Genomic DNA, 12,341 nt, shown 5'->3' on the forward strand with positions numbered 1-12,341 from the left:
CTTCAGCCGGGATCTTGAGGACGTCGTCGAGATGACCAACGGCGTGCTGGTAACCGGCCAGCTTCAGCTGTCGGCGCCCTGGGAGGATTCCGTCATCGTCGCCGCCGGGGCCGCTTCGACGACCTGGGTATCGATTCCCTGCCGGGCGCAGAAAGTTTTGATGTCCGCGTCGTCTTCGGCGGAGTGGTTCGAGCGCACGTGCATGCACGCCGCGGCGCCCTCATCTAGGGAGAGCGTGCCACGGTTATCGCCACCGCGTTCCCTTTGCGGCGACCGGTACGGTGGCCGGCATGACCGACGAGGTACAGAGGGCTGCTGCGGCCTGGGGCCGGATCGGGACGTGGCTTCGGGTGCATGCACCCGCCTCCGCCGCGCTGCTGCGGCCGCCGGCGGGTGAAGCTGATATCGCGGCGGCGCAGGCGGCCCTCGGGCTGGAGCTTCCGGTGGCGCTGGCGGCCTGGTACCGGCTGCATGACGGTTTCGACGAGGGCCATGGAGCTGGGCTTGGTCACCAAGCCCAGCAAGGAAGAGCAGGAGATGGCGGGGACCGCGGCAGCGGCGTCCTGAGGTCGGCTGGAGCCGTGGTTCGGGCTGCCCTGTGGGCCTGCCAAAGAACCAACCGCACGTGCCGCGTCGGTCGCGCAAGTCCGCTGTTGCGCCCGCAGGGAGTGCGGCGCAGGGGTGCACGGCCTGGAGCCCGCTGTCTTTCCTGGCCCTACCCGGCGAACGGGCGGGGCCAGTTCTGCCACATGCCTGCCGGACACAATCTTTCTCCGCCACCCTAGGGCCATGCACGCACTGCGCGATATCGAGTACGAGTACCGGGCGTCCCGCATCATCCGGACGCTCAGTGCCATCCGGATGTTCGCGATCTCTTTCGTGACGGTTCAGGGTCTGGCTGCCTTCTACCTCTCCGGGGTGATCACGTGGAAATCGTTGATCATCACATGGCTCGCCGTCGGTGCCAGCTTCGTCCTGGAGCGCGAGTTCGTGCACCTCGTTCTCCCTACCAAGCACACAGGCAGGACCGGAGATGAGGAGCCCGACCAAGAGCCTGCGTACCGGCCGCCCGCGCCGAGGCATCGCGATCGCGAGGCCTATCTGGTTCTCACCCTCTTCGGGTTCCTGAGCTTCGGGCTCTACCATCTGCTCTGGACCTACGACAGCGGCGTTGGCCTTGGCCCCGGGGACGCCCCTGCGATCGCGGCCGTAGCGGTCAGCGCACCGACACTGATCGCCCTGGGACTCGCAGCAGTCCCGCGGATCCTCCGGGCATGGGGAGCCAGGGCACGAGACACGGGGCAGGGCAAGGGAGCAGCCTCCTTTGGGGAGGCCGACGTCATCCGTGCCCAGAAGGAAGGAGAGGCCGCAGTCCTCCGGGCCCAGGCCGAGATGAAGCGGGCCGAAGCCGAGTACCTGCGGGCAGAGAAGGGCCTCGATCCGCTGCCGCCCGCGCAACTCCCGCCGCCCGATCAGCTGCCCGCACTGCCACCGGGATCAGGCAACGGCGCCACCCCCGGCGGAGCCCCGCAACTTCCCAGCGCCTGACCTCGTCGATGCTCCACAATTCAGGCGTCGCTGACAGCTCCTGACATCCTCGCCCTGCAAGAGTTCATTCGACGAAAGCGGAACCGGCCGCGACCGCTGGGAGAGCGAAGCCGCCTCGCTTATCCAAGACCTGTCCGAAGAATGCGGCCTGAGTGCTTCCGTGCGCGTCAGCGCCGGCCATCCGCACGGCACGGCCCATGGCGGCAAAACTGGCACCGTCCATGGTGGACCGCGTTGATGTGGAACCCCCACACCGTCGATGTAGTCGAAGGGTCATACCGCGCCATCGGCGCTCCCGGTTATCGGCATGGCTGCACCACAGCCCGCTTCGGCGTCGGAGCCAAGGGTCCGGTCCTCATCGCCGGCTACCACGGGGATCTTTTCCGGCTGGGCTATCGGTACAACGAGGCGCTGCGACTCAAGGGCACCACCTGTACGACGGGTGGTGTCCGGCCCGCCCTTGGCGTGGGGGACGTCAACTCGATCTGGATCAGGGCCCCCTCCCGACACCGTTGGGAAGTCGACTTGAGCGAAACCATCGACAAGCGGAGCTTCTCCGTGATCGCCGGTAAGGACGACTGCCAACTGGCGGTCTGCTGGGACGCCACCCTCAAGAAGGTCTCCGGCCTCGGCCTCAGCTCCTGCGGCCGCTTCCCCGACCGTGCCGCAAGAGGAGAGCCTTCGCCGCCCTCCCGTGGCATTTCGCCGACGTGGGGTAGCCGGTCGTGGTGAGGTTCGGCCAGTCGAGGAGAGGAACGTCTTTCATGCGTGCTCGGAACATAGGCGCGTCAGCCGCCACGGCGTTGGCGCTGGTGGCCGCCCGCGACCTCGTGCAGAAGAAGCACGCACTGCTGAGGAACTTCCCCGTGCTGGGGCACGCCAGGTACGTGCTGGAGAAGATCGGGCCCGAGCTGCGGCAGTACATTGTGACGTCCAACGACGAGGAACGGCCCTTCAGCCGTGACCAGCGCAGCTGGATCTACGCGTCGGCGAAGGAGGAGAACAACTACTTCGGGTTCGGCACCGACAACGACGTCGAGCACGTGCAGGGTCACGCGTACGTGAAGCAGCGCACGTTCGCCGGCCGGCTGCCCGATCTGCGCGACGCGCAGGCGCCGTTGCCCTCGGCAAAGGTGCTCGGCGGACCACGAGGCCGCGCGAAGGCGTTCCGTCCGGCGAGTGTCGTCAACATCTCGGCGATGAGCTTCGGCTCGCTGTCCGGCGCGGCCGTCACGGCACTCAACAAGGGTGCGGCGCTGGCCGGGACGATGCACAACACCGGCGAGGGCGGCCTGTCGCCTTACCACCTCAACGGTGGGGAACTCGTCTTCCAGATCGGTACGTCGTACTTCGGCTGCCGCGATCAGGACGGGACGTTCAACCTCGACCACCTCAAGTCCGTGGTCGCCAGCGGGCCCGTCAAGGCGATCGAGATCAAGCTCTCGCAGGGTGCGAAGCCGGGGCTCGGCGGCTTGCTGCCGGGCGCGAAGGTGACCGACGAGATCGCCCAGATCCGCGACATCCCCGCGGGCAAGGACTGCGCGTCGCCGTCGCGGCACACCGCGTTTCACGACGTGGACTCGCTGCTTGACTTCGTGGAACTGCTCGCCACGGAGACCGGATTGCCCGTCGGAATCAAGAGCGCCATCGGGGAGATGGGCTTTTGGGAGGAACTCGCCACCCTGATGGAGCGAGGTGATCGAGGGGTCGACTTCGTGACCGTCGACGGCGGCGAGGGCGGCACCGGGGCTGCTCCCCTGATCTTCGCCGACTCGGTGTCGCTGCCGTTCCGCATGGGCTTTGCCCGCGTCTACAGCGTGTTCGCCGAGCGCGGGCTGACCGACGACATCACCTTCATCGGCTCCGGCAAGCTCGGCCTGCCCGAGAACGCCGTCGTCGCGTTCGCCCTCGGCGTCGACATGGTCAACGTGGGCCGTGAGGCGATGCTGTCCATCGGCTGCATCCAGGCGCAGAAGTGCCACACCGACGCATGCCCCACCGGCATAGCCACCCAGAACCCGTGGCTGACGCGCGGCATCGACGCACCCTCGAAGGCGATGCGGGCCGCGGGCTACCTGCGCACCCTGCGCAAGGAGTTGCTGAGGGTCTCAGGTGCCGTCGGCGTCGCCCATCCCTCGCTCATCACCCCCACCGACATCGACATCCTCAACGGCGACTACGACGCCCGCACCCTGGCGAGCGTTTACGGCTACAAGGACGGCTGGGGCTCGCTGGGCCCCAAGCTCGCCGATGAGATCACCGAGCTGCTCACTGCCTGAGCACGTCCTTGCCCCCTCGTCGGGTATGCGCAGATACGACTGCGGCCTGATCAGCACGCGGCGTCAGGCGTGTGCGCCGTCCTGTCCGGGGCGGCCCTCGGGGCGGCCCTCGGGGCGGGACGCTGCGCGCGAGGCGTCACAGCGGCCCGGCCGGCGCGGCCCGTAGGGGAGTCGGGCCGCGCCGCGCGGGCGGGTCAGAGCGCCGAGTCGAGGTGCCCGAGGTGCTCGATGAGGTTCATGTTCTCGGCGTAGTCCACCGGGCAGTTGATGATCGACACGCCCGGGTCCGCCAGTGCCTCACGGAGCGTCGGCAGCAGGTCCTTGGCGGAGGCGATGTGGTAGCCCTTCGCGCCGAAGCTGCGGGCGTACTGGACGATGTCCGGGTTGGTGAAGTCGGTGTTGGAGTTCTCCCCGACCTCCAGGTCCATCTTCCACTTGATGAGCCCGTAGCCGTTGTCCTGCCAGATCAGCACGGTCAGCGGGATGTTCTCGCGGACAGCCGTCTCGATCTCCTGGGAGTGCATGAGGAACGAGCCGTCGCCGACCGCCGCCAGCACCTTCGTCTGCGGCCTGGCGAGCTGGACCGCGAGCGCGCCGGGCAGCGCAAAGCCCATGGTGGACAAGCCGTTGGAGATGAGGCAGGTGTTCGGCGCGTACGTCGGGTAGAGCCGGGCCATCCACATCTTCAGCGCGCCGGTGTCGACCAGCACGATGTCCTCGCGACCGAGCGCGGCGCGGGTGTCGGCGATCACGCGCTGCGGGGCGAGCGGGTAGCGCTCGTTGGCGGCGCCCTGCTCGAGTTCCTTGGCCAGCAGCGCGCGCGTGGCCGCGGTGTCCTTGTCGTCGATGGTCCACCGCAGGCCGTCGAGTGCGGTGGCCAGGGCATCGAGAGAGGCGGAGATGTCGCCGATGATGCCGACATCGACCGAGTAGCTGTCGTCCACCTCCGCCGGGAAGCGGTGAATGTGGATGATCTTCTTGTCACCATCCGGGTTGATCCGGGACGGGTCGAACTCCTGCAACTCGTAGCCGACGGCGATGACGACGTCGGCCTCCTCGAACCCGAAGTTGGTGTAGTCGCGCCGCATGAACCCGAACGTGCCGGTCGCGCACGGGTGGTCGTCGGGCAAGGCGCCCTTGCCGTGGAAGGTGGTCGCCGTCGACACGTCCAGTGCGGTAGCGAACGCCGACAGCGACTCCTCGGCGCCGCCGCGCGCCGCGCCGTGTCCAGCGAGGATCACCGGCCGGCGGGCCTCCCGCAGCAGCTCCACCGCCCGCTCGATCTGCCTCGGGGACGGAGCCTCAGGCTGCACGACGTCCCTGCGCAGCGGGCGCAGGTCCCAGCCGTCCGTCGCCTCGTCGACATCCTCGGGCACGGCGAGGTAGACGGCGCCCGGCCGCTCGGACTCCGCGGTCTTGAACGCACGCCGCACCATCTCCGGGATGGCCTGGGTGGCCGGGACGTCCGCCGACCACTTCGTGACCGGCGCGAACATGCTCACCAGGTCCACGAACTGGTGGGACTCCTTGTAGTTGCGCTCCTTGCCAACCTGCGCGGAGATCGCGACGACGGGCGTGCTGTTCGTCATCGCGTCGGCGACGCCCAGCATCAGGTTGATCGCGCCGGGCCCCAGCGTCGCGGACATCACCCCCGCCGAGCCGGTGAGCCGGCCGTGCATCTCCGCCATGAAGGACGCGGCCTGCTCGTGCCGGACAAGGACGTAGCGGATCTTCTCCGAGCGGGCGAGGGCGTTGGTGAAACGGATGTTCTCCTCGCCGGGCACGCCGAACACCACCTCGACGCCCTCGTTCTCCAGGCAGCGCACCAGGAGTTCGGCCGCTCCGTCGGGGGTCTGCTTCCGGTACTCGGCGTCGCTCACGCTGATCGTGTCCTCTCCCGGGTTTCGTCCGCGCCGATGGGCGGACCGGTCAGTCGTCTACCCCGGCCCACCGCTCAGACGCCTGCGGACCGGGTCTTACGAGCCAGACCCTCGGATTCTTGATCGCCGCCCAGCGTTCCTCGACGTCCCAAACCGCAGCCAGGGTCTGGCGGGTGCTGGACGCCATTGCAGAGCATCGGTGCCGCTCAGGCCACCATCTGGCCATCCACCGATACGACTTCAGGGTGTTGCAGGAACGTCAATTCGACGGGCCTGTGCAGGGCACCACGCGCATCGCCGTGCGGGCCTGCCGGATCGGCGGCATCGACATCGAGGCGGGGCAGAGGGCCGTCGCCTTGTTCGCGGCGGCCCACCGCGACCCGGCCGCCTTCGAGTGGCCGGACGACCTGGTGCTCGACCGCTCCCCGAACCGTCACCTCGGCTACGGGCGGGGGCCGCACTCCTGCATCGGGACGACGGTCGCCCGGGCGGGCCTGCGCGCCCTGGTCGCGGCCCTGGCCGGGCACTTCGCCTGTCTGGAGGCCGCGGGCGAAGTGTGGCTGCACTGTCAGTGCGCTGTGGTCCACTGAAGCGTCGTGCGGGAACGCCAACTGGCTGAGGAGGCCGGGCGGTTGGAGATGGTGCGCGGGCAGAGCTGAGCGGCAAGCTCGCCGAGTTGCGCGGGCATCATGCGGACGTGCGTTCGACGTTAAGGGCGTCTGTGCCGCACGGGCTGAGCGACGACGAGCATGAGCGTCTGCTGGAGCGGCGCGGGAAGCTGCAGTTCGCCGCGCTCGCCGTAGGGGCGGTCATCACAGGCGCCGCGTTCATCGGCTTCCTCGTCTGGCTAGGCGCCTGGTTGAACGATCACTGGGGGATTTATACGGTCCTGCCGCACGCGAAGCCTTCCCGGTCTTGACCCGGGTCCTGCTATGCCGACCGCTGTCCGCCACCGGCCCCGCCGCTATCCCTCCGACACCACCGTCGCCGAATGGGCCCTGCTCGAACCGCTGCTGCCCGTCGAGGCATGCCAGACCAAGACCGGCGGGCACCCCCAGAAGTGGCCCCGCCGGCAGATCGTCGACGCCATCCGCTACCTCGTCGACAACGGGGCGAAATGGAGGTCCCTGCCCGCGGACTTCCCGCCCTGGCAGACCGTCTACGGCTTCTTCGCGCGATGGAACAGGGCCGGAGTGGTCACCTTCATCCGCGACCAACTGCGGTGCCACATCCGCATCAGCAAGGGCCGCTGCCCCTTCCCGGTGACGCTGATCGTCGACTCCCAGTCCGTGAAGGCGGCTTCCACCGTCGGCCGGGACAGCCGCGGCTACGACGCGGGTAAGAAAATCAATGGCCGCAAGAGACACATCGTGGTCGACACCCTGGGCCTGCCCGTGATGATCACGGTGACGGCGGGCGACGTCCGCGACGAGATCATCGCCCGCCACCTGCTCTGGCGCCTGCGGCTCACTCATCCGCACCTCACCCAGGTCTGGGCGGATTCCGCCTACGCCCGGGACCTACTGCCCGCCTGGACCGCGGACCACCTGTGGATGTCCCTGCGGCCCGTGCTGCGGCCCAAGGGCACCTGCGGCTTCGTCGTCTTGCCCCGGCGCTGGAAAGCCGAACGCTCAATCGGCTGGATCATGAACGCCCGCCGCAACGCGCGGGACTACGAGCGACTTCCCCAACATGCCGAAGCCCACCTGAACTGGGCGTTCATCACCCTCATGACCCGACGCCTGACCCGCAAAGGCCCGCACTTGAGCTAGGCGAAGAATCGCCGGTGATCCGGCACCGCATCCCGCAGCGACCTCGCAGCCGCCCGTGCAACGACTCCTCGTTGACGAACGGCCACTCCTGGTACCGCTCCCCGGTGCACTACCTGGGCATCTAGCAGACGTACAGCCTCGTGGTGCTCTCCTGCTCCAGCTGACCCGCAAAGCCCCGCCGTGAACGAGTGCTTGGGGCCGACTCTGCCACGATGACGGACGACGGGCGGTCGTCGAACGCTTCCAGTGTCATGGCATCGCCGGTGAGTTCCAGCTTGTCTCTCGACACACTGGCCGTCCGCTACCGGGCCGGCCTCCACCTCGCGTCACTCATCCTCTGGCTCCGCGAACCCAGCCATGATCATTTGGCAGACAGGTCCTAGCCAGCCGTCCGGGCATCAGGTGGTGGCGCGGAGGGTGTCGCGGAGGCTGGTGGCCGAGTCGGCGAGGGCTTGCAGTTCGAGGGTGCGGGGGTCGGGAGGGGCGGGGGCCCCGAAGAGGAGGAGGCCGATGAGGCGGTCAAGGAGGGCGACGGCGCGGGTGCGGTCTGCAGGAGGGCCGCTGCGGAGGGTGTCGGCGAGGCCGAGGATCAGCGCGGTGGCTTCGGCCGCGGCATCTCGTTGGCGGGTGCGTTCCGCGGCCGGATCGGGAGCGCCGGGGACGACCGAGGTCTCGTGGTGGCGCTGGGACAGGCTGGTGAGGGCCTCGGCGAGGTCGAGACCGTGATCGCCTGGCAGGGCGGCGTGGACACGGCGGAGCAGGTCGGCGGCGTGGACGCTGGGGCCGGAATCCGGTGAGCCGAAGGAGGCCACCCCGATCAGGCGGGACAGGAGGGGAGCCATGCGCCTCAGGTCCGATTGTGCTGGCGCGGCCTGGACCAGAGGGCCGAGGAGTGCGAGGGCTTCGGCGGCGGCCTCGCGCTGGCGGGCGAGTTCGGCGGGTGGGTCAGGGTGGCCCGGACGGAAGGCCGCCGAGTGGTGGATGAGTGCCTCGTCGGTCCAGACGGCGGCGATGTCAAGGCGGTGGTCGCCGGGAAGGCGGGCGTACAGGTCCCGGGCTCTGGCCCCTGCCGCGACGGCGTCGGCGCTGTCGGCGGCTCCGAAGGCCAGGTAGCCCGGCAGGCCGGCGATGCGGGAGGCGAGGTCGGGTGCGGGGGGCTGTTCCGCGGCCAGGAACTGGTAGAGCTGCCAGGCGTTCTGGGCTGCGGCCAGTTGGAGCGGGATGTCGGCGGGGTGGGCGGCGCGGGCGATGTCGTGGAATCTTCCGGCGGCGGCGATGAGCCCGGCGCTGTCCAGTTCGGGGGTGTCGAAACGAGCCTGCCGGAATTGGTCCAGGATCTCGTGGGTGAGGGACAGGGCGGCGGCGGTCTGCCCCATGCGGAGGCGGTCGCTGGCCAGGTCCGTATAAGCGGGCCACAGCCGGTCGTACCAGGCGGAACAGGCCGGTTTGCCGGTCCGCTTGGGGTCGAGCGGGTTCCGGTAGTCGAGGACGAGGGGGGCGTCACAGCCCGGGGTGTGGATCTCCAGCATGCCCGTATGGCCGTCCGAGCGCAGGAACTCGCCGCTGACCAGGGGCAGGGTGTCCAAGTCCGGGACGTCGCCGCGTTCGTCTTCGATGCGGGCGCGGTACTTGCTGTCCTGGTGGCTGAACCAGATGCGGAAGCTGGTGCCGTCCGGGGCATGGAACACGTGGGTCGAGCCGTGCGCCAGAACGCTCGGCAGGTGGTTGTTGGCCAGCACGATCCGGTTGCGGAAGTCGTCGAAGGTACGGGCCGAGGCCTCGGCGGCGTAGACGAACCCCAGATTGTCGATGGGGGGCAGGCGAGGCTGGTCGGGCAGGGGCGGTGGCGGGAGCGGCGCGGCAGGACGACGGTAGACGGCCAGGTGGATGCCGAGGTGGGACAGATCGGTGAAGATCCACGGGCCGGGGGCGACGAAGGAGCCGTCACGCGAGATCCGCAGGTTGAGCAGGTCGGCGCCCTCGCCCTTCCACGCAAGATGGAGCAGACCAGCCGCGGAGCCGAGGGCGGGCGGTTCGGTGCTGATGTCCGGAAGGATGACCTTGGACGTGAGCCCGTCGATGCCGAAGTCGCCGGCGGTGCTGCCGTACAGGACGACGCGGGCGACGTTCAGGTCCTCGTTCCCCGATCCGCGCCAGCCGAGGTAGAGCAGGTCGTCGTGGGTGGTGAGGGCCGGGCCGCGGTCGCTGTACTCGCCGAAAATGTGCTTGCCGTGGAACGTCAGACCGTCGTCATCCGAGAAAGCGAGGTTGAGGTCCTCGTTGCCGGATCCGCGCCAGCCGAGGAAGAGCCGCCCCAGGCAGGAGACGAGCGCGGGTGCGCCGTCGCTGGTGTCGCCGAGGACGGCCTTCCGCTCGATGCCCTCGATGTCGTACCTACCCGCGGTGCTGCCGATCAGCACGACCCGGGCCACGTTCAGTTGCTGTTCGCCCTCGCCCGTCCAGGCGAGGTACACGCGGCCGTTGTGGGAGGCCAGGGCGGGCGCCATGCCGGAGCTGTCGCCGAGCGTGGTGGCGGAGGAGAAGGTGCGCCCGTCGTCGGCGGAGACGGCGAGGTTGAGCTGATTGTTCCCGGCGCCCTTCCACGCCAGGTAGAGCAGGTCGTCCTGGGACGCGATGGCCGGAGCGGCCTCGGTCGTGAACGCGTGGGTGACGATGTCCTGGAGTCCTTCGACGCCGTCGATGCCCATCAGCGTGGTGATCTGCGCCCTCGAGACGTTGATGTTCTCGTTGCCCGAGCCCTTCCACGCCACGTACAGACGGTCCTTGTGCGTGCACACCGCCGGCCCGTGGGAGCTGGTCTGCCCGATGATCCGCTTCTCCGCCGGACGCAGGTTCGCGCCCGCCATGATGCCGCGGTGGACCCCGATATTGACCGCGGACATCTTCTCGGCGTACGGGTCCTCGTCGGGGTCGTATCGATTGACGACATACGGGTCGAGCTGCGGATCCGGCCAGGACTCGAACCTGAGCAGGTCGGCGTAGGCAACGTCGGCGCCGGTCGGGATGAGCGTGCTGGCCTGGGCTCTGGCGGTCTGCTCCCAGCTGTTGACGCCGATGTTGAACTCATCGCGTCCGTAGCCGCTGTTGAGGAAATTTCCTCCGGCCGTCAGCAGGAAGGACGGCGAGCGGTAGTAGATCTCCAGGCCGCCGTCGGCGTCGTCGGGTGAGGTGGTGAGGCGAGGACGGCTGCCGTGGAAGAAGCGGTGCAACGAGGGCGGCGTCGTGCGGTCCATCGCGATGAGGTAGGCCGCGGCCGGCGGACGGTAGGAACTCGTCGCCGCGATCAGCGCGGTGTCGGTGAGCGAGGCGGGGAAGCGGGCGGGGTTTCCGGCGGTGTCGACGTACCCGGTATAAGCGGCGAACATCCCCGTCACCTGGTCGCCGGAGGCGGCGAACAGGTCGTTGCGCTCGTTGGCGGCGTGATTGATCCGGTGCTGCACACGCCGGAAGGGGCTCACGCGGCGCCCTCGGTTGCTGGAGACCGCGTATTTGACCATGGTGTAGTCGAGCAACACCTGCGCGGCTGTGCGAATCTGTGCGTCTCGCGCGAACTCGTACAGGTTGAACAACGAGTGCAGTGCGAGACGGGCGTAGGGCCTGGAATTGAATTCCAGGAAGTCGTGCTTGGCGACGCGCTGCAGATATCCCAGGAGCCAGTCGCGCAGCCCGTTCTTTACGTTGTCGTACGCAGGGTAGGGATTCCTGTCGTGCAAGAGCTGGTTGTTGAGGTACCGACAGCTCTCGATCATGAGCAGGTGGTTCTCGGTCTCGGGGACGTCGATGTTGAGGAACGTCACCTCGTAGTACTCGATCGACGGGCGGTGGCCGCTCGTCATATGGTAGGGGATCAGCGTGTCGAGGATGAAGTCGTGGTCCTCGGGACCGAACAGGCCGGGGTAGCGGCAGACGGCCGTCATCAGACCCTTGAGCGCGATGTCGTAATCGCGTTTCGTGCCGACCTCGCCGTCTCCGGCATTCCAGTGATGCAGCACCTTGGGGATGAGGGTGCGACTGGCCTCGGCTCCGGGGGCGGCAAACGCCGGGTCCGCAGCCGCGGCGTGGAGGTGCGCGATGAGCGCGGTGGCGGCGTCCTCGCTGAACTTCCTGCCGCCCGGGTCGTCGAACTCGCCGAGAGGATGCGTGTAGGCGTAGTGGCGAGCGATCCCCAGAGCACGTTCCTCATGGCTGGCGTAGGCCGCTTCCGGGGTTCCGTTCAGCGCCGGGGCGTCGAGGTAGGAGTCGGGGATGGGCATGGTCGCGTCACCTCGGCGGCATGAGTTCCGACTTTCTGCTCTTTGCTGTGACTCAACACCAGTGCGGCATTTTCCGTCAAGAAGGGGAATTTCGAACGTATTGACGGTATTTCAAAGGGTGCAAGCTGAGTGAGTTCGCCGAGATGCCTTGGCGCGAAGGGGTCTTCGGCCACTTGAGCGGCACGGGTGAAGGCAGACGGTCCGGACAGTGGAGCCTCTGGTCTTCGAGAACGGCTTGTCTTGGTCGACAGCCAGTTCTACTGGTTCTCTGCTCAGGCGGCGCATGAACCAGCACGGCGGTGCGGATTCCTCTCATCCGAATTCCATCGCTCCGCTGGTAGACCAGCCGTGCGACCGCGCCTTCTCGGTCATCCACGGCTTGCGGCAACGCGGCCGGCCCGCGGCGTTTCCCCAAGCCGTGGTTGGAGCCACAGACCAGCGGAAGACCTGCCCTTCACGGAGCAGCCGGGGGCGGATCCGCCGGCGTGACCGGCGGAGCTGTGACATCGACCCTGAACCAGTTCCGCAAGTAGCGGAATCGAAAGAGAAGGCCCCGATATGAGCACTCTCACCGTTGCGCTGATCGCC

At 68.3% G+C, this 12,341-nt stretch carries 8 protein-coding genes and 2 pseudogenes; 7 read left to right on the forward strand and 3 right to left on the reverse strand.

The features are described 5' to 3' along the window. Positions 1–63: 63 nt before the first annotated feature. Positions 64–204 carry a hypothetical protein gene (locus tag AB0M70_RS38995; protein WP_365828018.1) on the reverse strand — a complete coding sequence of 47 codons (141 nt, stop codon included), beginning with the start codon at positions 202–204 and terminating at the stop codon, positions 64–66. A 585-nt stretch (positions 205–789) separates the two neighbouring features. Between AB0M70_RS38995 and AB0M70_RS39000 the strand changes: the two genes are divergently transcribed. The 3 genes from AB0M70_RS39000 to AB0M70_RS39010 all read left to right on the forward strand — a co-directional run bounded on the left by AB0M70_RS39000 (position 790) and on the right by AB0M70_RS39010 (position 3,827). After that, a complete protein-coding gene (locus AB0M70_RS39000) occupies positions 790–1,548 on the forward strand; it encodes a hypothetical protein (RefSeq protein ID WP_365828020.1) in 759 nt (252 codons plus the stop codon). A 237-nt stretch (positions 1,549–1,785) separates the two neighbouring features. Beyond that, positions 1,786–2,280, forward strand: a complete 495-nt coding sequence (locus tag AB0M70_RS39005; RefSeq protein ID WP_365828022.1) for a hypothetical protein — start codon at positions 1,786–1,788, stop codon at positions 2,278–2,280. A 32-nt stretch (positions 2,281–2,312) separates the two neighbouring features. Then, positions 2,313–3,827, forward strand: coding sequence for an FMN-binding glutamate synthase family protein (locus AB0M70_RS39010; RefSeq protein WP_365828024.1), 1,515 nt, complete (start codon positions 2,313–2,315; stop codon positions 3,825–3,827). Between the two features lie 194 nt (positions 3,828–4,021). Here AB0M70_RS39010 and AB0M70_RS39015 read toward each other — a convergent pair whose 3' ends face one another. Next, the gene (locus AB0M70_RS39015) at positions 4,022–5,707 is read right to left on the reverse strand and encodes an acetolactate synthase large subunit (protein ID WP_365828026.1); all 1,686 of its coding nucleotides are present in this window, start codon (positions 5,705–5,707) and stop codon (positions 4,022–4,024) included. A gap of 245 nt (positions 5,708–5,952) precedes the next feature. Between AB0M70_RS39015 and AB0M70_RS39020 the strand changes: the two genes are divergently transcribed. From AB0M70_RS39020 to AB0M70_RS39035, 4 genes and pseudogenes are all read left to right on the forward strand, one after another. Next, positions 5,953–6,297 (forward strand): cytochrome P450, encoded by a 345-nt coding sequence (locus AB0M70_RS39020; RefSeq protein WP_365828028.1) that lies wholly within the window; start codon positions 5,953–5,955, stop codon positions 6,295–6,297. A 107-nt stretch (positions 6,298–6,404) separates the two neighbouring features. After that, complete coding sequence (locus AB0M70_RS39025; RefSeq protein WP_365828030.1) at positions 6,405–6,626, forward strand: hypothetical protein; 222 nt, start codon at positions 6,405–6,407, stop codon at positions 6,624–6,626. Between the two features lie 13 nt (positions 6,627–6,639). Further along, a pseudogene (locus AB0M70_RS39030) lies at positions 6,640–7,617 on the forward strand (IS5 family transposase); the annotation flags it as partial. An 85-nt stretch (positions 7,618–7,702) separates the two neighbouring features. Beyond that, positions 7,703–7,862: pseudogene (locus tag AB0M70_RS39035) on the forward strand (IS5/IS1182 family transposase); the annotation flags it as partial. Between the two features lie 15 nt (positions 7,863–7,877). On the opposite strand, the gene AB0M70_RS39040 reads toward AB0M70_RS39035, so the two are convergent. Beyond that, positions 7,878–11,753, reverse strand: coding sequence for a hypothetical protein (locus AB0M70_RS39040; RefSeq protein ID WP_365828032.1), 3,876 nt, complete (start codon positions 11,751–11,753; stop codon positions 7,878–7,880). Positions 11,754–12,341 lie beyond the last annotated feature (588 nt).

Source organism: Streptomyces sp. NPDC051214, assembly GCF_040682375.1.
Classification (GTDB): domain Bacteria; phylum Actinomycetota; class Actinomycetes; order Streptomycetales; family Streptomycetaceae; genus Streptomyces.